The sequence below is a fragment of the Paraglaciecola chathamensis S18K6 genome (genome assembly GCA_000314955.1).
Classification (GTDB): domain Bacteria; phylum Pseudomonadota; class Gammaproteobacteria; order Enterobacterales; family Alteromonadaceae; genus Paraglaciecola; species Paraglaciecola chathamensis.
In genome coordinates, this window is record BAEM01000056.1 from 128,143 (window position 1) to 148,333 (window position 20,191).

General features: G+C 42.9%; 15 protein-coding genes, 1 other RNA gene and 1 pseudogene. 8 read left to right on the forward strand and 9 right to left on the reverse strand.

What is annotated here, in order from left to right:
• Positions 1–166 precede the first annotated feature (166 nt).
• Positions 167–385, forward strand: a complete 219-nt coding sequence (locus GCHA_RS20175) for a PGPGW domain-containing protein (protein ID WP_007991656.1) — start codon at positions 167–169, stop codon at positions 383–385.
• Between the two features lie 295 nt (positions 386–680).
• On the opposite strand, the gene ppsA is transcribed toward GCHA_RS20175, so the two are convergent.
• Entirely contained in the window at positions 681–3,056 is a 2,376-nt protein-coding gene (gene ppsA, locus GCHA_RS20180; protein ID WP_007991658.1) for a phosphoenolpyruvate synthase, read from the reverse strand.
• 211 nt (positions 3,057–3,267) lie between these two features.
• Between ppsA and ppsR the strand changes: the two genes are divergently transcribed.
• Both ppsR and GCHA_RS20190 read left to right on the forward strand, forming a co-directional pair.
• Positions 3,268–4,080 carry a posphoenolpyruvate synthetase regulatory kinase/phosphorylase PpsR gene (ppsR, locus tag GCHA_RS20185; RefSeq protein WP_007991660.1) on the forward strand — a complete coding sequence of 271 codons (813 nt, stop codon included), beginning with the start codon at positions 3,268–3,270 and terminating at the stop codon, positions 4,078–4,080.
• A 118-nt stretch (positions 4,081–4,198) separates the two neighbouring features.
• Positions 4,199–4,882: a DUF2461 domain-containing protein gene (locus GCHA_RS20190; RefSeq protein ID WP_007991662.1), complete on the forward strand. Its 684-nt coding sequence runs from the start codon at positions 4,199–4,201 to the stop codon at positions 4,880–4,882.
• Between the two features lie 24 nt (positions 4,883–4,906).
• Here GCHA_RS20190 and GCHA_RS20195 read toward each other — a convergent pair whose 3' ends face one another.
• Complete coding sequence (locus GCHA_RS20195; protein WP_007991664.1) at positions 4,907–5,233, reverse strand: RnfH family protein; 327 nt, start codon at positions 5,231–5,233, stop codon at positions 4,907–4,909.
• Positions 5,230–5,661 (reverse strand): type II toxin-antitoxin system RatA family toxin, encoded by a 432-nt coding sequence (locus GCHA_RS20200; RefSeq protein WP_007991666.1) that lies wholly within the window; start codon positions 5,659–5,661, stop codon positions 5,230–5,232. Before GCHA_RS20200 ends, GCHA_RS20195 begins: the two co-directional genes overlap by 4 nt.
• A gap of 125 nt (positions 5,662–5,786) precedes the next feature.
• Between GCHA_RS20200 and smpB the strand changes: the two genes are divergently transcribed.
• Complete coding sequence (smpB, locus tag GCHA_RS20205; RefSeq protein WP_007991669.1) at positions 5,787–6,263, forward strand: SsrA-binding protein SmpB; 477 nt, start codon at positions 5,787–5,789, stop codon at positions 6,261–6,263.
• A gap of 157 nt (positions 6,264–6,420) precedes the next feature.
• Here smpB and GCHA_RS20210 read toward each other — a convergent pair whose 3' ends face one another.
• The gene (locus GCHA_RS20210) at positions 6,421–8,214 is read right to left on the reverse strand and encodes an arylsulfatase (RefSeq protein ID WP_007991670.1); all 1,794 of its coding nucleotides are present in this window, start codon (positions 8,212–8,214) and stop codon (positions 6,421–6,423) included.
• Positions 8,215–8,323: 109 nt separating this feature from the next.
• Positions 8,324–10,786, reverse strand: a complete 2,463-nt coding sequence (locus tag GCHA_RS20215; RefSeq protein ID WP_007991672.1) for a TonB-dependent receptor — start codon at positions 10,784–10,786, stop codon at positions 8,324–8,326.
• A gap of 199 nt (positions 10,787–10,985) precedes the next feature.
• Between GCHA_RS20215 and GCHA_RS20220 the strand changes: the two genes are divergently transcribed.
• Entirely contained in the window at positions 10,986–11,915 is a 930-nt protein-coding gene (locus tag GCHA_RS20220; RefSeq protein ID WP_007991674.1) for a LysR family transcriptional regulator, read from the forward strand.
• On the opposite strand, the gene GCHA_RS20225 is transcribed toward GCHA_RS20220, so the two are convergent.
• Positions 11,912–13,099, reverse strand: a complete 1,188-nt coding sequence (locus tag GCHA_RS20225; protein ID WP_007991675.1) for an MFS transporter — start codon at positions 13,097–13,099, stop codon at positions 11,912–11,914. The genes GCHA_RS20220 and GCHA_RS20225 overlap by 4 nt on opposite strands.
• Before the next feature lie 241 nt (positions 13,100–13,340).
• Positions 13,341–14,707, reverse strand: a pseudogene (locus GCHA_RS20230) (NADH:flavin oxidoreductase/NADH oxidase family protein).
• Positions 14,708–14,802: 95 nt separating this feature from the next.
• Here GCHA_RS20230 and GCHA_RS20235 point away from each other — a divergent pair.
• The 3 genes from GCHA_RS20235 to GCHA_RS20240 all read left to right on the forward strand — a co-directional run bounded on the left by GCHA_RS20235 (position 14,803) and on the right by GCHA_RS20240 (position 17,452).
• The gene (locus tag GCHA_RS20235) at positions 14,803–15,204 is read left to right on the forward strand and encodes a MerR family transcriptional regulator (protein WP_007991677.1); all 402 of its coding nucleotides are present in this window, start codon (positions 14,803–14,805) and stop codon (positions 15,202–15,204) included.
• Positions 15,205–15,287: 83 nt separating this feature from the next.
• Positions 15,288–15,644: a transfer-messenger RNA gene (gene ssrA, locus GCHA_RS22730) on the forward strand.
• Between the two features lie 89 nt (positions 15,645–15,733).
• Positions 15,734–17,452: a site-specific integrase gene (locus GCHA_RS20240; RefSeq protein ID WP_007991678.1), complete on the forward strand. Its 1,719-nt coding sequence runs from the start codon at positions 15,734–15,736 to the stop codon at positions 17,450–17,452.
• Between the two features lie 169 nt (positions 17,453–17,621).
• Here GCHA_RS20240 and GCHA_RS20245 read toward each other — a convergent pair whose 3' ends face one another.
• Both GCHA_RS20245 and GCHA_RS20250 read right to left on the reverse strand, forming a co-directional pair.
• On the reverse strand, positions 17,622–19,055 hold the full coding sequence (locus tag GCHA_RS20245; RefSeq protein ID WP_007991679.1) for a hypothetical protein: 1,434 nt from the start codon (positions 19,053–19,055) through the stop codon (positions 17,622–17,624).
• The gene (locus tag GCHA_RS20250; protein ID WP_039992864.1) at positions 19,042–20,118 is read right to left on the reverse strand and encodes a nucleoid-associated protein; all 1,077 of its coding nucleotides are present in this window, start codon (positions 20,116–20,118) and stop codon (positions 19,042–19,044) included. Before GCHA_RS20250 ends, GCHA_RS20245 begins: the two co-directional genes overlap by 14 nt.
• Positions 20,119–20,191 lie beyond the last annotated feature (73 nt).

Genomic DNA, 20,191 nt, shown 5'->3' on the forward strand with positions numbered 1-20,191 from the left:
CCCCGTCTCATATCCGCATTTTTATAAGCGGTTTTTTGTCATCTTATTTATCTATTTTTCTTATATCTTCATCGGTTACGGTCGTTACACCCAGTAACATGTACAATATTGCATTTTTGACGAAGTTGGCATAAAAGTTAATGACTATAGAAGGAATGTGCTCACCATGAAAAATATTCGTATCGGATTAGGCGCGTTACTTGTCATTGCAGGTATCGTATTGTTTATAATCCCAGGCTCAATGTTGTTAGTCATCGCTGGCCTGCTGTTGCTGAGTGTTGATGTGCCACTTGCACGAACTTGGTTAAAGCGCTGCCAAAGCAGTATGGCTCGCTCATCCGCTAAACTTGACCGAGTGCTGCTCAATCGCAAACTTAAAAGCTAGCCGTAAAGGCTAGAATTACACGCTAATAATATCCGCCTAAGTCCCATCATATAGGCCTTTCATTTAAGACACGTTAGTCCTTTTCGCAACAGGCTAATATTCCCAACTATTTCCGCATGAAACAGCGAGTAGCTAGCGCTTTTTTTGTTAGATGTTTCCATAAAGAAGTCCTCTTTATGTCAACGTATTTCCGTATGGAACAGCTACATAAAAAAAGGCTGTCGCAATGACAGCCTTTTTACCGTAGGGCACTGATTTATTATTATTGTTAGTCAGCGGTGTATTTTAGCGCCTGTTACTTCGCGTGTTTTTCCCCTAAGTACAACCATGTTTCAACAACGGTATCTGGGTTTAACGATACGCTGTCGATACCTTGTTCAACTAACCACGCAGCTAAATCTTCATGGTCAGATGGGCCTTGGCCACAAATACCTACGTATTTACCACGTTTTTTAGCTGCCTGAATCGCCATAGCCAGCAACGCTTTCACAGCTGGGTCTCGCTCGTCAAATAAGTGCGCTATCACACCAGAATCACGGTCAAGACCAAGCGTTAATTGCGTCATATCATTTGAACCAATCGAAAACCCATCAAAAATGTCTAAGAACTGGTCTGCTAGTAATGCGTTTGACGGTAACTCACACATCATAATAACGCGTAAGCCATTGTCACCTTGCACTAAACCTTGCTCAGCCAACAACTTAATCACACTGCGGCCTTCTTCAAGAGTTCGTACAAATGGGATCATGATTTCTACATTGGTTAAGCCCATCTTGTTGCGAACTCGCTTAATCGCTTCACATTCAAGCGCGAAACAATCACGAAATTCCTCAGAGATATAACGGCTCGCCCCACGAAAGCCCAACATAGGGTTTTCTTCGTCTGGCTCGTACTGGTATCCACCTACCAAGTTGTAGTACTCGTTCGATTTAAAATCAGACATACGCACAATCACTTTCTTAGGTGAGAATGCAGCACCAATGGTAGCAATACCTTCAACCAACTTCTCGATATAGAACTCAACAGGCGATTCATAGCCCGCGATCATCTCACTGATTTCTTCTTTAAGTTCAGAAGGTTGTTGGTCGAAATTAAGTAAAGCTTTAGGATGCACACCAATCATGCGGTTAATGATGAACTCTAAACGCGCTAAACCTACACCCTCGTTAGGCAAACGAGCAAAATCAAATGCTCTGTCCGGGTTACCAACATTCATCATGACTTTCAGTGGAATATCAGGCATAGCATCCACGCGCGACGTCACCACATCAAAATCAAGCACATCACCATAAATAAACCCGGTGTCGCCTTCAGCACAAGACACAGTAATTTTATCGCCATTGTTGATAAGGTCAGTGGCATTGCCACAACCAACAACCGCCGGAATACCTAATTCGCGCGCAATAATCGCAGCATGACAAGTACGGCCACCACGATTAGTAACAATCGCTGAGGCTTTCTTCATGATCGGCTCCCAATCAGGGTCGGTCATGTCTGTAACCAGTACATCGCCCGCTTGGATTTTATCCATCTCTTCAATAGAGCCAAGTACTTTCGCTGCGCCTGCGCCAATTTTGTGACCTATCGAGCGGCCCTCACAAACAACGCTTGCTTTACCGTTTAAACGGAAGCGCTCAATCACTTGAATATCTTCGCGGCTACGTACGGTTTCGGGTCTGGCCTGAACGATATACAGTTTGCCGTCAATACCGTCTTTAGCCCACTCAATATCCATCGCACGCTTATAGTGTTTCTCGATGATTTGCGCTTGTTTGGCTAACTCTTGAACTTCGTCATCAGTCAGTGAGAAAACAACACTGTCGGCGCGGTCGATATCAACGATTTCCACTTGTTTACCATGACTCGTATCATCTGAGTAAATCATCTTAGTTAACTTGCTACCAAGATTACGGCGCACAACAGCAGGTAAACCTTTATCTAGGGTTGGCTTGTGAACATAAAACTCATCTGGATTAACGGCACCTTGCACCACCATCTCACCTAAACCGTAAGACGATGTAATAAACACTACGTCTTCGAAACCAGATTCAGTGTCAATGGTAAACATAACGCCTGATGCCGCACAGTCACTACGTACCATGCGTTGAATACCTGCAGATAACGCCACGCCTTTGTGGTCATAACCTTGGTGCACGCGATAAGAAATGGCACGGTCGTTAAATAAAGAGGCATAAACATGCTTGATGGCCACCATCACAGCATCGATACCCTTTACGTTTAAGAATGTTTCTTGTTGGCCGGCAAATGATGCATCCGGCATATCTTCAGCAGTCGCAGATGAACGTACAGCAAACGATGCTTCATCACCTGCATCTCCTTGCAAGGTTTTAAAGGCTGACGTGATGTCGGCTTCTAATTCCGGTAAGAACGGCGTTTCGATGATCCACTGACGGATTGTATTCCCCGCTTCGCCCAAGGCTGGAATGTCATCCACGTCTAAACTGTCAAGCAATTCGTGTATGCGCGCCTCAAGGCCACTTTGTTCTAAGAAAAGATTAAACGCTGATGCCGTTGTAGCAAAACCACCGGGTACTTGTACACCAGCATTTGAAAGATTAGAAATCATTTCGCCAAGGGATGCATTTTTTCCACCGACAACGCCCACGTCGTCCATTCCCAATTGCTGATACCAAAGCACATTTTCTTGCATTTAATTCGTCTCCAAGATGAACTTAATTGTAAAAGCTGCCAACGATGACAACCCCAGATAGTTAGTCAAAATGACGCTCGCTAAACGTCGAAAAAAATTATATTTCTCAAGTGCCTAGCTTTTTACGTGAGGGATTTTAGAATGCAGTTTAGAAGAAAGTAAAATTTAATTTATTTATGTAATTATATTACTACATTGTTAAGGAAATGTTATGCGCACGGCTTATTATATTTCAGATGGAACAGCGATAACTTCGGAGGTATTTGGCCACGCTTTGTTGTCATTATTCACGATCGAGTTCGAACATATCACGGTTCCGTTTGTTGAAACTGAAGAACAAGCGCAACAAGTTGTTAAAAAAATATCTGAAAGTTTTCAAGATGACGGGCAACGGCCGTTAGTGTTTTACACAATAGTTAACACTGAGGTACGCAAAATAATTTCCAAATCGGTAGGCATTAACTATAACTTCCTCGACCAATTTGTTGCCCCATTAGAAATCGTTTTGGGCGTACCCTCAAAACCAGAAAAACATCGTACTCATAGCATCCATGAAAAAACCTATGACATCAGAATAGAAGCCGTAAATTACGCACTAGCCAATGATGACGGATCAAATTTACGAGAATATGACCAGGCCGATATAATATTGGTCGGTGTGTCGCGCTCAGGCAAAACCCCCACTAGTTTATATTTAGCGCTGCAATATGGCATAAAAGCGGCAAACTACCCTTTCACCGAAGAAGACATGGGCGATATTTTGCGCATGCCCCCGGCCCTAAAACGCTTTAAAGATAAAATGTTTGGTTTAACTATTGACCCACAGCGCTTACATCAAATTCGCTCTGAACGCAGAGCTAACAGCCGTTATGCGTCTTTGCAGCAATGTCGTATGGAACTGCGTGAAGTAGAAAATTTATATCGCAAAGAAAAAGTGCCGTTTCTAAACAGCACTCGCTATTCCATCGAAGAAATTTCCGCCAAGATCTTAGCCACCACTGGGTTAAAGCGTAAGAAGTACTAAGCAGAATGAAAGACAATCTTTACTTTCAAAAGAATCTGTAACAATTGTCACCTTGCCGGTTATTGATTTGCTGCAACCAATGAGTAAGCTGGACTTCACTATTTTATAAGGCCAGCTTATGTTTACTCACTTCGACCCTTCCCTATTTACGTTTTTACAGCAACTAGAAAAGAACAATGACAGAGAATGGTTCAATGCGAATAAACAAAGGTACGAAGATTTAGTGCGCGGCCCTGCGCTTGAATTTATCACTGAAATGCAGAACTGGATCCCGCTGATATCCCCTCATTATGAAGCAACACCTAAGAAAATGGGCGGTTCATTAATGCGGGTTTATCGAGATGTGCGCTTTTCAAAAGACAAATCTCCCTACAAAACCAATGTGGGTATTCAATTTCGCCATGAAATAGGCAAAGACGTACATTCCCCTGGGTTTTATATGCACATTGCCAGTGAAGAATGTTTCTTAGCGGTTGGTACGTGGCATCCTCAGCCCGACGCATTACGCGCTATTCGCGAACATATTCAGCGCAAACCTGCCGCGTATCAAGATGCAATTGAACACACGCCTTTTACCGAGTTCTACCATATGGCAGGAGATTCATTAGTGCGCCCGCCAAAAGGCTATGACACGCAATCACCTATGATTGAAGAAATTAAGCGCAAAGATTTTATCGCTATCTGCCCCCTTGATAGAAAGCAGTTATTAGAGGGTAACGTGTGTGAACTAGCTGCAACCCGATATGGCCGGGCCCAGCCATTACAGAAATTTTTGTGCGATGCGTTAGGCCTGAGATTTTAGGCCGATTGCTCGACCAGCAAAAACCTAAGCGCGCCCACCTGTCACTTTATTAGCGCGGCCTTCTTCTTTGGCTTTTTCAGCACGGCGACGGCGAGCTTCTTTAGGATCTGCAATTAACGGGCGATAAATCTCGATACGATCGCCATCTTGTGGCACATCAGTCAATTTGCACGTGCGATTCCAAATACCGACTTTACTCGTGGTTAAATCGATATCAGTAAAACGCTGTAAAATACCCGATGCTCGAATGGCTTCTTCTACGGTATGGCCGTTCTCTACCACTACTTCAAGTAATGCTTGGCGCTCTGGCAAGGCATAAGCCACTTCAAGGTTAATTTGTTTATCCGTCATGGGTAAATCTCTTTTGCACGATTCGTAAACGCCACGACCATGTTAGCCGCTATCGCATTGAATACACGACCAAAGGCCATTTCAACCAATCGACTTGAAAAAGCAAAGTCCAAATTCAATTCAATTTTACAGGCATTGTCAGATAACGCTTTGAAGGTCCAGCCACCGCGCAGCTCAGAGAAAGGCCCGTCGACTAAGTTCATTCTAATATACTCGCCGCGAGACAATTCATTACGTGTACTGAACCACTGCTTAATCCCTGCCTTTGAAATCAGCAATGATGCCTCCATGCAGTGCTCATCAGCATGAGTCACTTTCGTTTGTGCGCAACCTGGTAAAAATTCAGGATAACGTTGCACATCATTTATCAAATCAAACATCGATTCAGCGCTAAAGGCGACTAAAGCGCTGCGGGTCACATTAGGCATCAATTCCCCTTGAATTGAGTCAGTCGGTTTTTATAGGGGCAAAATACTAGCATAAAATCAGATATCTATTTCAATATCAGTGATTTTTGTTGTACCCCGTTAGACAACCATTATAATACGGCGCCATGAAAACAAAGAAGTCAAAATCAACTAACAACACCATCGCATTGAATAAAAAGGCGCGGCACGACTATATCCTGCAAGATAAAATCGAAGCTGGCATTGAATTACAAGGATGGGAAGTGAAAAGCATTCGTTCAGGCAAAGTTAATTTGTCTGACAGCTACGTTACCTTACACAAAGGCGAAGCCTTTTTAGTCGGTAGTACTATTCAACCTCTTAACCAAGCATCAAGCCACGTGGTGTGTGAGCCTTTACGCCAGCGTAAGTTGCTGCTTAACAAGCGTGAACTCGACAAACTGATTGGCTCAGTAGAGCGCCAAGGTTACTCAATTCTTGCCACTGCCATGTACTGGAAGAAAAACTGGGTAAAAGTCGAAATTTACTTAGGTAAGGGTAAGCACGAACATGATAAACGTGATGCCGTGAAAGACCGTGACTGGGCGCGCGACAAAGAACGCATGATGAAGCATAAAGTCTAGGCTTTATACTTCATGCATGCTATTAGCTTAACGCTTCGCGGCGTGAAGCTAATAGCATGACTTCGAAAGAGAACAACTATTCATTCAGCCATGCGCCTCGTTTAAGCTCTTTTACACTATTGCTGAGTGATCACTTATTAAAGTGGAACGGTATAAGTTAGTCACTAACCGCACGTACCCATTGAGGTAACACCACTGATTGCTCTATTGCGTACTGCTCCCAAGCGTCGCGCATTTCGGCGAATTTCTCTGGCTCTGAGCTAACCAAATCGTGTTGTTCTCCTGGGTCGTTAGCTATATTGTAAAGTCGCCAAGACTCACTGTTTTGAGGCGCTGCTAACCACGCTGGTTTAGACGATAACCAAAGCAGCTTCCAATCTCCTTTACGAATTGCTTTTTGTCCAAATAATTCCCAACCTAGCACTCGCTCATCTTGTTTGATACTTGCTACATTGCCTTTTAAAAATCCTTCGATGGAACTGCCCGTCATAGGCCTCACTGCCTTTCCTTGATACTCATGACCAGGGTGAGCAATACCTGCAAAGTCCAAAATAGTCGGCGCTAAATCTTTTACCGATACCACATCGCTTACCATCTGCTTTTTATGCGCCACCTCTGGAAACGAAATAATGGCTGGGGAACGAATCCCCCCTTCCGACAAAAATTCTTTGTAGTGCTGAAATGGCCCAACACTCGCCCTTGCCCAGCCCGCGCCAGGGTAAACATAAGATCCCTTCTTTCCCATGTTCTGGTAACTTAAATCCCAAGCTTGGGGAAGCCAAGTGTCATTGCCCTCCAATTTGGAGCGGTCAGAGCCATCAGCGCCGTTATCTGACATGAAAATAACAACCGTATTTTCAAGTTCACCACTTTCACGCAGCGATGTAAGCACTCGGCCGAGTTGGAAATCCATACGCTCAACCACTGCGGCGTAAATTTCCATTGATTTTGCCTGTATTTTTTGCTGCTCTTTAGACAGCTGAGACCATGAGAGCATATAATTATCGCGATTGGCAGGCGTTACATTTGGGCCAATAATTCCTTGTTTAATTGCCGATGCAATTCGCTTTTCTCGAAGGATGTCATAGCCCTTTTCATATTGCCCACGGTACAAGTTAAGATGCTCGTCGCGCACCTGCAATGGCCAATGGGGCGCTGAAAATGCCAAGTAAGCGAAAAAAGGTTTGTCATCGTCTTGATTTTTATTCAGTTGTTGAAGAATAAAATCCGCATAATATTCAGTGGCGTAAAAATCCTCCGGTAGACTCTCTACTGGTTTACCGTTGTGACGATAAAGCGCTTTTGGCACTTGCGAGGTCAACCCCATCATGTCGTTAAAATAGCTGGCGCCACCTTGCAAGAGTACAAAAGACTCTTCGAATCCTTGACGATCTGGTAAAAAAGCCGGTGCCTTCCCTAGGTGCCACTTACCCGCCATGTAAGTGTGGTAACCAGCCTCTTTCATCAAAGTTGCTATGGTCACGGCATTGGGGCTAATGTGCCCTTCATAACCTGGCTTGCCCCGTTGATTATCCGCTAAATGCTCAACCATATTTCCTAGACCGGCAGCATGACTATCACTACCGGTGAGTAGCATAGCTCGAGTGGGTGAACAGGTAGCGGAGGTATAAAAGCTATTAAAGCTCACCCCATTGTCAGCTAGAGCATCAATATTAGGTGTGCGAATTTCACTACCAAACGCACCAATATCAAACATGCCTAAATCATCCGCTACGACCAACAATATATTGGGAGCCTCTGAAGTAGGTGAATGTTGTAAGGTTCCATTTTGCTCTGCCACATTCGATAGGCCAGCGATTTCCTCATCCGCTGTACTAGCTTGGGCCAATGATAAATTCAGTAACGTCACACTGACGATAAAACTGACTCGCTCCAATAGAAACCGAAGGGCGCGGGGTAAAGCGCAGGAAAGAAAAAAGGCTTGTGTCATGAGGTTCCTCTTTAAGAAAATGTGACATATCAGCTATCACGGTCAATAAACTCAATAAAAAGCGTGCTGCGACACAGCTTCCGCCGCAGCACGAGAAAGGCCCGTGTGGTTAATCGGCATAAAACCGATAACGGGCTTGCAGATAAATCTCTCTTGGGCGCGCTCTATTCTCAAAAGAACTCCCAGAGTCCGCTTGCGTACGAGACGTCGTTGCGTACTCTTCATCCGTCAGGTTTTTAGCCCCTAAGGTAAATTCCCAATCTTCTTCAGATGTGATGTAAGTCACACTGGCATTAACCGTTGAGTAACTGCTTTGCGCATTTCGCGGGCTGTTTTCTATGCTGTAAAATTGGTCATCTGTGTACATCCAATCGATGCGAGAGCGCATAAATGCTCCGCTGGTAAAATCAAAGGTATGGTTCACCCCAAAGGCAATTTGCCAATCTGGGTTGTAGGGCAATTGATTTGCTGTGGTAATGGTCGTCAGCGTGTTATCCGCTCCAGATACCAATTCACCACCTAAAATGGAGTCAAGCGAGGAGTTCAAAAAACCAATGGAGACGTCGAATCGTAAATTGTCGGTCGCTACATAATTTAATTCAGCCTCGAAACCTGAAATACTCGCCTCACCTAAATTCGAGGTATTCGGTGCACCGTTTAACACAGGATCTGAGAACTCAAGCTGCATATCTTGATAATCCGTTTGAAACACGGCGGCATTCAGGCGTAGCACACCGTCAAGCATCATTGACTTTATGCCAAGCTCAAATGAATCTACTTGTTCGGAGCCAAATTCCACGGTATCAAGATCCGGAATGCCCTCAGGCAATCCAGGGAAGCGCACCGGCCAGCCCCCATCTCTAAAACCGTTAGAGAATTGGCCATACAGCATCACGTCATCACTGTAATCCCAGGATAAATTAACTAACACATTGGTTTCTTCAGCACTTTGTTCATCGCGCTGCTGCACTGTAAACCAAGGGGCTGTTTTGTCTCCACGAAACAAATTCAGATCCACCATTTTGTCATTCTTGGTGTAACGGGCGCCCAAAGTTAAATCGAGCGTCTCGCTAATGCCATACACAAGCTGGGCGTAAGCAGCTTTAGAGGTGTTCTCTACTTTTCGCTCTATGGTTTGAAAGAAAGGCAAAGTAGCTGCAGCAGGCGCTGCCCCCGCTGGCGGCAATAAAGGGGTTATCAAAGACACATCTTGCTGCGCATCTTCGTTGAAATAATACAAACCTGTCACATAGGACAAACTCTCGGATATTTTCCCCGCTAACTGAAACTCATGGGAATATTGGCTCTGCTCAAAGTCATCATTGTCGTTTTGAAAAATAACATAAGGTGTAAAGTCGTTATCATTGGTGAAACTTGCATCCATTTCCCGGTAGGCGCTAGTCACGGTTAAGGTGCCTATGTCCATATCCCAGGAGAATATTAACGAAGCGCCTCCTGCATCAAGTTTTTGCTCAGGGGTGATTTTATTGCCTTCTTTATCAACCCATAGCGAATTCACCTTGTCATTGCCTAGAATATGCGCGTTGCCATAGCAATCAAGGCTGGTATTAACCAAAGACGCATCGCTGCAGGTCGCGGTATCAGTCGACACCCAAGCCGCATTCGGGGAAGGCACGCTCGCCCCAGCGAAATGTGCTAGGCCTGTGTTAAACCGAAAAGCCGACGGAAAGGTTGAGCGGTCATCGCCAGCAACATTTCCCGAGCCTGGTTCAGCTGAAATATTGCCTAGTTGAGTGGGCAATATCGCCGCTGGCGGATCTTGTCGCTTTGACCAATCTGCCGCAAAATCAATACTCATATCATCACTTAGTTCAAAACGCAGTGCACCGCGCACACCCCAAACGTCTTCTCCGCCTAGCTGTAAATCGTCGTACTGCACAGCATCAACATAACCGTCTCGCTCACGATAAAACCCACCGACTCGAGCTGCGACGTGCTCAGAAATAGGAATACTGCTTGAAGCTTTTAAAAATCGGTAGCCGTTTTCACCTACCGCTAGGGACACATTGCCTTCAAACCCTTGTGCAGGGTCAGGCTTTTTAGAAATAAGGTTAATTGCCCCACCAATGGAATTACGACCAAACAACGTGCCTTGCGGTCCGCGCAGCACCTCAACTCTGTCTAAGTCCATCAAATCCGTTAAGCTACCTAACATTCTGCCCAGATAAATGCCGTCAATGTACATGCCTACAGCAGGGTCGTTATTGACGTTGAAATCGCTTTGGCCAATACCGCGTATAAAAACCGTTGGCGCAGCAGACATACCACTGGTCGATCCCCCTGTTTGAAAATGCACATTGGGTGATGCAGCAGCCACGTCAGTAATATCAACGGCCCCGCGGTTTTCTAGTTCGAGTTCGCTAAAGGCCGAAATGGCGATAGGGGCGTGTTGCAACCCTTCCTCCATTTTACGCCCTGTTATGGTGATTTCTTCTATATCGAGTTGGCTTTCAGCGTGTGCCGATAACCCTGCAAAAATACTCAGTGACAATAGTGAAACAGCGGCGCTAGGCATCCGTAAAGCAAGTGTGTTGGGTGTGTTATTTTTCATTCTTTGTGCCCTATTGAAGTAGTCTATATCCAGACCTTGTTACCAAATTAACAATTAGATACATCTATTTAACAATTGGACGATAGCAAAGGCGTAGTGTTAATTATATTTGATTATTGTTTATATATTGTTAAGTTTAACTTACCATAATTCGCGAATAGCAGCTTCATATGAAGTGCGTGAAATAGGTAATAAATAAATGGAAATCAGGCAGTTACGTCATTTTATCGCAGTGGTCGAGGCAGGCAACTTACGCAAAGCCAGTGAGAATACCCACATCACCCACCCCGCTTTGAGCATGAGTTTAAAAAGTCTTGAAAGTAGTTTGGGGGTTAAGTTGCTTGAGCGTGACCGGCGTGGCATAGCGCTGACATATGCCGGTGAAAAGTTCCTGCCCGCCGCTCACTCTTTACTAAAACAAATCGATGATTTGCGTTCTTCTTTACTTGGTACACAAGACAGCCCCACAGGAAATGTTCGACTGGGTATTCCCTACGGCATTAACAATGCTTTAGCTGCGCCTTTGTTTAAGCAATTGCAAGAGCGCTATCCTGGTATAAATCTCATTATCGAGGAAGGCAACACCACAAGTTTAGAGCGCTCTTTTGACAATGACTTACTCGATTTAATGATCAGCTATGACATTCAAAAGAAGCTTGACCAAAAGTCTGAGCCGCTTTACGTAGAGCAGCTTTATTTGGTCAGTGCCTTTGATCCCACTTTGGCCCAAGATGCCGAAATCAACTTTGCTGACTTAGTTAATTTCCCTATTGTATCCAGCCCTGGTACACACTCTATGCGCAGAACACTTGAGCGATACGCATTTGAAAACGGTATCCAATTTGATTTTTCATTGGACTTCCAATCTGCCCATTCCAGTTTAAAAATAGCCGTTGAAGGTCTCGCCCACACTATTGCTCCTTGGGATTTGATCCACGATCATGTGAGAGGTAATTTAATCAGCGCACGGCGCATAGTTAGCCCCTGCATGGAGCGAACCGCCTGTTTAGTTTCATCTTTACGAGGGGTTCACACCACCGCTACAGACGCGGTGATTTCATCGATAAAATCAGCCATCGACAGCGCAAGAAAAGACGACAAAATACGAGGACGGTCATTTATTCATTAACGCTTAAAGCTGGCTGACAACGTCTTTGGGAGCTTGATATGTTCTGCGGCAACTGGCCTTTTCAGGCTCACCAAAACCAAGGCGGTTATCACCATGCAAAGTAAAGTGAGTATGGGCAGCCAATATAACGAGACATGTGTCATCAGCAGTGATACCACATATGAGCCGAATGCCATGCCTGTGGCAAGCGCAACGTGACTTAAAATTGCCAAGCGCCCAAATTGGTTAAACACCGACATTAAGCCCACTAAATAAGGAATGGTGACCACCCGCGAAATGCAAATTAAGCAGGAACCTAATAAAAAGTAGCCCACATTTGTACTGCTGAACATGAGTAAAATAGCGCCACCTGCTCCCATGAATAAACCAATAGAAATAGGAGCAGCTCGACCATAACGCGTTCCTGCAAGTGTGCTGAGAAAACCACCGAAAATTGACGAAACCGTCGCCGCTGACAATACCCAGCCCGTATCAGCCAACGATATCCCTTCGTATTCGCCCATAGGGACAAGTGCTGACCACATAATACTCGTGCCCATGGCAAAGACGAATAACGCGATTAAAATCAAAATATTGTTACGAGGAAAATAAAGTACTGAACTGCTTGCCGCCCCGTTACATTGCTTATTAACCGATGCGTAGGCATTACTGGGGATCGCGTTTGTGGGCCCCATCAGTAACAAGCCAAGCACAGCTAATATGAAATAGACGCCATCAACCCCAAACCGTGTGATAACTAAAGGAAGTAGCGCCATGCCAAGCGCACTAAATAGAAGTTGCACCACCAACTTACCGGAAAAAATGCGCTCGGTATCAGGCAAAGTGGCGATCACCACCATATACAAAATAAGTAAGGTACCTGAAAAGAAGCCCCCAATACCGCGCAGTATCGCTATGTAGGTAAAATCAACCAACAATGTACTTATTAGATTTATTAGCACTAGCGCCAATAACGACACAATAGAGACGCCGCGCCAGCTAATTTTTGATACCCACCATAACGCTGGCACGGCAGAAAATGCACTGGCTAACAACTCAGTTGCAATGACAAACACAGCCTCAGACTCGCTGAACTGATAGCTACTAACCAGCCCGCTGATCAGCAAAGGAGCAAACACCAACGCAGCGTTCGCCACCATAGACGCGGTGCCAAAATAGAGTATTAAGCCGAATTTGATCGGCATGCAACGTCCTTCATAATGATCGAAAGACGTAACATACAGGATCTTGTTACAAAAAGGTTAAATTTACTTAATTTTTAATTTACTACTTACACTTCAACAAATTGAAATGAAACGGATGTATCAAATTATGAGTAATAAATATCCCATTAAAAGGCTATCTAACATACATTTAAGGGATAAATACCCCTGCACAATGACGTTTTCGCGCCCTTGCTGCTCACCCATAACATAGCTTGTTCTTTCACATCAGCTCATCATTAAAGCGTTTTCGATAACGTTTGGTGAGCTTGGCAGTGCGCACCTGATCCAAAATTAAACTTATAATGGGTGACAACTTCCCTTGGGGGCTTTTCCCTCGCCTACCCGGCGAATTTGCCTTTTCACCATTGCCATAGTGGCAAGGCCCGACAAGGTTTTGTCTTTCCATTTAAGCTTGGGCATGACGTGAACGTCCTCTTGTTTTTGCTGCCACTTATTCGGTAAATCAGGGGTAAACGCCAGTGCAGTGGCCATACCCACTAATGCCACGCCTGAATCTATCACCTGCTGCGCTACGGGTAATCGAGTGATGCCACCTGTGGTCATGATTGGCGTAGATGAATGCGCACTAATCCCTTGCGCAAACTCTAAAAAATAGGCTTCTCGGGCTAACGTTCGCGCATCTGCAGTATTGCCTTGCATAGCGGGAGCTTCGTAACTGCCGCCCGACAACTCCACAAAATCAATGTTTACCTCGCTGAGCATATCCACGACCATTTGTGCATCAGCAGGCTCAAAGCCACCGCGCTGAAAATCAGCAGAATTGAGTTTCACTGAAACAGAAAAGAGCGAGCCGCATGCTTGTTTTATTTCACGGGTAATGGTTAACAATAATCGCGCACGGTTTTCAATGCTGCCGCCCCAATGGTCATTTCGTTTATTCGTTAAAGGCGACAAAAATTGAGCTAGCAAGTAACCGTGGGCAGCATGAATCTGTACTCCATCAAAACCGGCTTTTTGCGCTTGCTGAGCACTGTTTACAAAACGGTTAATCACATCTTCTATTTCAGCCACGTCCATCGCTTTAGGCTGACCAAATAAATGTGAATGCTTACCCATATCAAGGGGTACGTTTGATGCGGATAATACCTTTCCGCCCATTTTGCTAAACACTTGCCTTCCAGGGTGATTAATTTGCATCACCACCTTGCAACCATTGAGCTTTGAGACACGCGCCAGCTTAGCAAACGCCGCTATATCGGTGTTTTGCTCTAACGCTAGCCCTCCAGGGCCTGTCATGGCTAAATGGTCCACCATGACATTCCCCGTCAAAATAAGCCCAGCGCCCCCTTCTGCCCACTTACGGTACATAGTGAGCAGCGTTTGCGAGGGTACCTGTTCAACCGTTGCTAGGTTTTCTTCCATGGCCGCTTTCACAATTCGGTTTTTAAGCGTTAATCCACTTGGTAAGGTAAATGCTGAAAATAGCGTATCTACTTTACGGCTTGGCGCGTAACCTTCATCAATACGAGCAGCAGTAGACGTAGCAATAGGCGCAGCCGGCTCCTCATTTTTTAAGGTAGCTTTCTTAGCAATGTTATCGCTCGCGGCTTTCGGGGTGTTTGGCATAAAACAGCTTATTAAATTGACATTGAATTCACTATAACCTTAAAGTCAGCTTTAAGGTCAATAGGCTATTTAAAACCAACAAAGAATGAGCAAGAATGAAAATAGGTGAATTAGCAAAACAAAGTGGTGTTAGCGCCAGTACCCTGCGCTTTTACGAAAGCAAAGGCTTACTGAAAAGCAACAGAAACAGCAATGGTTATCGCCAATACACTCAAGAAAGCGTGCGTCAAATACAACTAATAAAATTCTCTCAAAGCTTAGGCTTTACGCTAGATGAACTGCCAACGGCTGAAACAAATGAAGCAAGCTTTGATCATGACTTAATACTGCAACGGCTAAAGAACAAACGCCAAGAAGCGCACCTTTTGCTAGCCGAAATACAACGTAAATCAGACCGCCTAGACAAACTGATCGAGCTATTGAACAAAAACTGGGCAAACGGACAATGTTTACCTGAGCAAACTTTAAGCAAAGTGTTAGATGAAGCGAATTATTAACTGCGCTGGCTACGCATATTAGTGATTTCCCCCAAGTTTATGTTACAATGCGCAGCGTTGGTAGTTTGCAACCAACCACATTTGGGGCTGATTTTGGATTCGACAAGATTCTTGAGGCTTTAGGTGCATGCAGAGGAGCGGTTTGCCTCTTAAAAAGCCGCATTTAAATAGTCGCAAACGACGAAAACTACGCTCTAGCCGCTTAATAACCGGCTAAGCCCTTCCACTCATACTTTTTCTGCTAGTAGAGGTTCGGAAGGTCATCCCAGCAGAATAGCGAGGGAACCTTGTCTAAGGGTGAACCGCGAAACAGTATTAGACCCGCTATGAGAAATCCTGTCTGCCGGAGTTCGAAATAGTTAAATAAAAGACAGAATAAGCATGTAGTACCGACGGTTGACGTTTTTTGGACGCGGGTTCAACTCCCGCCAGCTCCACCAAACAAAGACCTAACTCGTTTATTTACAACGAGTTAGGTCGCCTTTATCACAAAGGCAACTGGCATGTGTCACACTAAGGTGTCACACACATGTCTCAAAAAACTCCCTATCTCATTAAAAACAGAAACAATAATTATTATCTTCGCTTCATAGTTCCGCTCAAGTTATCTAACAATGAGAAACGAAAAACTGAAATCCGATTCTCTTTGAAGACAAAAATATTTAATGACGCAATGCTTGTTTACCCGATAGTTGTGCCATTCATTCAATTTAAAATCAGAGATATTAAGAGCATGAGAAGAACAGAGGCACAAACAATTGCCGTAATTACACTGTTTAAGACCAACGTTGATCATTTCATCAATAAAAAAATAGAGAAGCTTATTGAAGTCGCATCTAAAAACAAAAATCACTGGAAAACTGGGCTTGCTAGCCGTTCGTTGGAGCAATCTATATATGATTGTTTGTTAGAACCGATAACTGAACTCATTCTAGAGACGTCTAACAGCAATGCACGAGCGTCCAAGGCCGAATTTGAATCCAAACAAGGTCAAGTAAAGAGCAATCAGAAGATAATTGAGGCGTTGAATAAAGTTATTTCCAAATCGCCCCCTCCTTCTGCTCCTATTGGGACCACCAGCGAAAACAAGCCCTTGCATGAATTATTAACAATATATTTAGATGAACGGAAACCATCACTGAGTATAAGAACACACAGCCAACAAGTTAAAACATTAGAGCGCTTTATCGAAATTGTAGGTCTTGAACTACTTAGTAACGATTTAGGTAATGATGAACTGGACCGATATATCAAAGTTACCAAAACAATTGCGCCAAACTTTGGTAGTAACTTAAAAGTAGCCAAGCCTACAGACAGCGAGAGCTTAGTCAAGTTTTGGTTAAAATCAGCAGAAGAAAACACAGGGAAAACCCTAGCATCAAATGGCATAGAAAAGCACTTTTCTACTGTTAGACCATTTCTAAAGTGGTGTTTTGAGCGCAACAATATAATAAATGATGGCAGCGTCTACCCTTCGTTAAGGAAACAGAAAAGAACTACGGATACACTTGAAAAAACACCATTTTCAAGACAGCAACTCAGCTTAATTTTTGATTCGTATTTGTATGGAGATACATTAAGACCAAAAGAGCAGCCTCGTAACTACCAGTTTTGGCTACCATTGATCGCGTTAAGCACCGGAATGAGGATCGCTGAAATTGTAGCGATTGAGAAAAAAGATGTTTATGAGCAAGATGACGTTTGGGTTATTGATGTAAATGATAAATGGCATAGCCCAAAACATCGCAACCCAAACCATTCTAAACGGAAGAAGAACAAGTCTTCATGTCGAATAATCCCTATTCCAAATGTTCTAATCCGTGCAGGATTATTAAGCTATGTAAAAGCTCTTAAAACCCACGACATGCTATTTCCGGAGCTGAATTTAGGGGAGCACAAGGGGCTTGGTGATTACGCTTCTAAATGGTTTAACGAGCGCTTTTTGAAATACATCAGTTTAGACAAAAGGAGTTCTGATGGTAAGCAGGGAGTATCATTCCACTCTTTCAGGCATGGGTTCGTTACCAACTTAGATAAGACGATTATAAATGGTGTGGCATTGAATGATTCAGATCGTCACTATATTACAGGGCATGAGCAAGAAGGTGTTAGAAACAAAACTTATAACCACGGAGGAGTAAACCTTCAGCATATAAAAGAATATATGGATGCAATGGAACATAATGTTGCTTTGAATAATATAAGTTTCGAGAGATACCTTAAACGTAGAAAATTTATTACTGAATAATTGTATTTTAAATGTGGGATTGGTTTAGTTTTACTTTATCTATTCCACATTAGGTCTGATAATTCAGCTCTACTGTGGAGCTGCTCAATTTTATTAGAGCATTGTCATCAATACAAAAAACAGCATTTATATGAGCAATGATCTATCAAAACTCTATAATCGAATCGAGCTATAGCCCGAAGATTTTTAACGTTGCCGTAGAGTTGAATATCATGTAAGCAATACCTAGTTGGAATAATCCTACTGTGAACAATGACCCCCAATAAAAGAATTTTGACCATATTAGGTGAGAATCAATCAGTTTGTTTAGATCCTTAACAGATATATGATTATGTAACATCCCAGACCAGCTTTTTAAGGCCATTTCTGATACTTTCAAATCAGCGCTTGCGTTCAACCACCTGATGAAAAAACTAACAGAAAGGTATATACCCGCTATTTTAAAAAGTATTATTCCCTCATCGGAATGCAATAATGCATTGTTAACCACCGCTTTGGATATGGTACCCACTGTAAATATAAAACCAATTGTTAACATAGATTTAAGCAGTTCTGAGGCTAACGAAAATGCTTTCAACGCGAATTTATCTGTAACAGTTTGTATATCGTTAAAAATTTCTTTTAACTCTTTACGATAATCGTCACTTCTTTTTGCAATAACAAATTTATAATTATTTTTCGCCTGCTCTAGTGCATGGGAAAGCACCTTTTGTCCAACTTCAAATAAGTTTCCAGAACCACATTCCAACGAAAGTCTATCGATTACTAATTGCAAAGGAACATCAGGGTCTTCTTTATCATAACACCAGCATATACAATCAGAGAGGGTTTTAATTCTTTCTGAAGGAATATCAACACCTGCAGATTTTAGCTCTGCCTCCAAGTGTTTTACGCCTTTAAATTCCAGTTTTGAATCACTGTAATAATTTGTGCATAACGATACAAATAAATTTTTGGCGAAAGCAGTCCTGTATGGCTTAGCCAACTTACAGTCAATGTCACCCCACGTCAGTTCAAATTGCCGTGGGTTTATTTTTAATGGCTCACTGCATACAACATGAACATGCTTATGAATAATTTCTGAGCTAGGTAATCTACTACCCGATAGCCAATCCTCCCCTAACTCAATATGATGAACCGGTATAACTGCTAATTTGGGACCACCAAAAAATACACTCATTTTATATACATGAATTCGAGTGTTATTTGAGTTGTTAACGGCACCTTCCAATAAAGGTGAAGTTAGCCCCAATCCTTCCAAGCATTCTTCTAATGCATCCACAGAGCAGAATAGAATTTCATCTATGTCACCTGCTCCAGAACATATTTCTTGAATAAATGCTTTCTTCTTAAAAGTAAGCTCGAATTCCGCGCAGTGAGATTCGAGTGTATCACCAGCAGTAACTCTCTGCCCATCAACGAGCAGTATGAAATGTTTAGCGAGGTTATTTTTTTTAACTAATTTCGTCAATTGACCTAATAGCTCTGAAACGCCTTCTGCAAAGTAGCCTCCCACATAAAAATTATCAATATTTTCATTGCTATCATTTGCGAAACTTTTAAGCTCAGTTAATAACTCACAAATATTATTAACTAATATCATTTACGCTATCTGCTGTAACAGTATAAACAATTTTACCGGCAACTTTTTTCCTCTCAATACCGGCCTCTTTCATTTCACCTTCCCACTCTAATTTGACGTTCATGTTTGTTTTAATTTTAGTTTTCTTTTCCATAGCTGGGATACTGTTTGGTTTCGAAGTAAACTGCACGCCGCTTAATTCTACGTCATCCATATAGTCGTCGAAACTGACTTTGAGTCTACGTTTTGTATCATCGCTCTCGTGGTTACAAATTAACTCTTTTATATCATCTACGTTTATGGCTTGCTCTTCATGAGCTTCTATATATTTAATAACACGAGCCCTCACATCCGATGGTACTAGTTCTTGATGTTTTTCTGCCCACCTTTTTGAATGTGAAATGATCTTTCTTGTCATGACACTATTATCTTCTTTTAGTGTCACACTCAGAAACTTTTTAAAGTGATCACCAATTGCAACATCTGTATCTTGTTTAGAGTTAGCCTTTCCTCTCTCAACAGCAATCACGTCCCACTCGAAAGATTGACCAACATCAATAATAGCCCTTTTTTGAATAGCGGCCTTCTCTTCCAGTAAAGTATCGGTGATTTCTTCGAAAGTTACTTTAGAAGGATCCTTTTCATCCCTTATTTGATGTAAAACCGGCTTATAATCTAGCTTCATAATGGCAACAAAGTTCTGCGCCTGAGCATTCACTATCATGCTAAATGTCGTGACAATAACAATCCCGTCCGCCATCCTTTTATCGTGCTGCGCTTTGAAATTATGAGCTATCTGTTCACTAGTTTGAACGAACAAATCATTATCATCCAAATTGTCAACAAGCTCTTTACATTGTCCTTTGAGCGTTGCTTTTTCTTCATCAACAAATAAGTATTTTGTACCTCTAGATGACTCAGAGATCATCTCTTGAAAAAAGCTCTTATGTTTATCTGAAAGACTAACAGCCGACAAGTAATCAACTTTCTCATCTTTCGTTATTAAAATATGATAAATAAATTTGTGAATAGTAATGCTTTCTCTCATTACTTGTGAGATTGCAAGCGAACGTGGATTGGCCAAAATAAATGTCCTTATTAATTTTTTAGGCACAATAAACTAAATGCCATGAAAATACGAACGAAAATAAACAACT

Excerpts from the sequence above, each read along its gene's own strand:
- GCHA_RS20175 (WP_007991656.1), top strand. The coding sequence starts at position 167 with ATGAAAAATATTCGTATCGGATTAGGCGCGTTACTTGTCATTGCAGGT.
- ppsA (WP_007991658.1), bottom strand. The coding sequence starts at position 3,056 with ATGCAAGAAAATGTGCTTTGGTATCAGCAATTGGGAATGGACGACGTG.
- ppsR (WP_007991660.1), top strand. The coding sequence starts at position 3,268 with ATGCGCACGGCTTATTATATTTCAGATGGAACAGCGATAACTTCGGAG.
- GCHA_RS20190 (WP_007991662.1), top strand. The coding sequence starts at position 4,199 with ATGTTTACTCACTTCGACCCTTCCCTATTTACGTTTTTACAGCAACTA.
- GCHA_RS20195 (WP_007991664.1), bottom strand. The coding sequence starts at position 5,233 with ATGACGGATAAACAAATTAACCTTGAAGTGGCTTATGCCTTGCCAGAG.
- GCHA_RS20200 (WP_007991666.1), bottom strand. The coding sequence starts at position 5,661 with ATGCCTAATGTGACCCGCAGCGCTTTAGTCGCCTTTAGCGCTGAATCG.
- smpB (WP_007991669.1), top strand. The coding sequence starts at position 5,787 with ATGAAAACAAAGAAGTCAAAATCAACTAACAACACCATCGCATTGAAT.
- GCHA_RS20210 (WP_007991670.1), bottom strand. The coding sequence starts at position 8,214 with ATGACACAAGCCTTTTTTCTTTCCTGCGCTTTACCCCGCGCCCTTCGG.
- GCHA_RS20215 (WP_007991672.1), bottom strand. The coding sequence starts at position 10,786 with ATGAAAAATAACACACCCAACACACTTGCTTTACGGATGCCTAGCGCC.
- GCHA_RS20220 (WP_007991674.1), top strand. The coding sequence starts at position 10,986 with ATGGAAATCAGGCAGTTACGTCATTTTATCGCAGTGGTCGAGGCAGGC.
- GCHA_RS20225 (WP_007991675.1), bottom strand. The coding sequence starts at position 13,099 with ATGCCGATCAAATTCGGCTTAATACTCTATTTTGGCACCGCGTCTATG.
- GCHA_RS20235 (WP_007991677.1), top strand. The coding sequence starts at position 14,803 with ATGAAAATAGGTGAATTAGCAAAACAAAGTGGTGTTAGCGCCAGTACC.
- GCHA_RS20240 (WP_007991678.1), top strand. The coding sequence starts at position 15,734 with ATGTCTCAAAAAACTCCCTATCTCATTAAAAACAGAAACAATAATTAT.
- GCHA_RS20245 (WP_007991679.1), bottom strand. The coding sequence starts at position 19,055 with ATGATATTAGTTAATAATATTTGTGAGTTATTAACTGAGCTTAAAAGT.